2 protein-coding genes are annotated in these 1051 nt (G+C 46.3%); both read right to left on the bottom strand.

Annotated elements, in window-relative coordinates:
- Positions 1-93 (bottom strand): D-aminoacyl-tRNA deacylase (locus R7070_RS26485; protein ID WP_318141556.1); only part of this gene is annotated, 93 nt, incomplete at its 3' end.
- A complete protein-coding gene (locus R7070_RS26480; RefSeq protein ID WP_005456793.1) occupies positions 65-1009 on the bottom strand; it encodes a virulence factor BrkB family protein in 945 nt (314 codons plus the stop codon). The genes R7070_RS26480 and R7070_RS26485, both read right to left, overlap by 29 nt.
- Between the last annotated feature and the right edge of the window lie 42 nt (positions 1010-1051).

Here is a 1051-nt window from a genome sequence, read left to right as displayed (position 1 = left end):
AAGTAGGACAAGAAGACCTGTATCGATTTCCCCAACCACTTCACCGTCTACACGAACGGCCGCTTCACTGACTCGTTGAATTAGCGCTATCACTACTCTCGCTTCCTTCATTTGCTAACTGAGATTCAGCCGACGAGTGTATCATGTCTAGATCTTCACTCCAGTGCTCTTGCTCACCCAATGCTGCGGTGACTTCTGCCCCCAGCAAGACGATCATCCAGCACAAGTAAACCCAGACAAACAAGATAGGAATTGCGGCTAAAGCGCCGTAAATCAGCTGGTAAGACGGGAACTGAGTGATATAGAGGGCAAAGCCTTTCTTACTTAATTCAAACAGTATCGCCGCAACGGCTGCGCCTACAGCACCATGCGCTAAATGCACTTTTTTGTTTGGCACCAGAATGTACAAACCTAAAAATGCAAAAAATGACAGCAAGAGCGGCAACCAGCGTAAGAACAAATTGAAGGCGCCAGACAGCGTTTCATTTTCTAAGATTTGTAACGACGTGACATAAGACGTTGCTGCAATACTCGCGCCGACTAAAATCGGCCCCAGCGTTAATACCATCCAATACATCGAAAATGAGAACACCAAACGGCGCTTGTCTTTGACTCGCCAGATGTAGTTTAGATTTTTATCGATGTTGGAGATCAGCATCAGCGCAGCAATAAACAAGAAGCCACCACCGACGGCACTCATTTTGCCAGTGTTCGCCACAAACTCTTGCAGTGCAGTGTGCACCGCCTCACCAGATGCCGGTACAAAGTTTTCGATGATGTAGCCTTGCAGCACTTCGCCAACGTTCGCGAAAACAGGGAACTTCGACAATATTGATAACAGTACCGTTAACATTGGCACGATGGATAGCAAGGTAATATAGGCAAGGTAGCCAGCATTTACATTAACGCGATCATGCGTCAAACGCTTAAGAAGATACTTAAAAAACGCGACGCAACTTGGCAGTAGATTGCTCAATCTCGCCTTGTAACTCTCTGATAACTGGTTCATAGTTCATCCCATAATTAGCGCCGAGGACATAAGAATGCCTTA

This window comes from Vibrio sp. 1557 (assembly GCF_033340175.1).
GTDB classification, from domain to species: domain Bacteria; phylum Pseudomonadota; class Gammaproteobacteria; order Enterobacterales; family Vibrionaceae; genus Vibrio; species Vibrio alginolyticus.
This window is presented reverse-complemented; position numbering and strand designations above follow the sequence as displayed.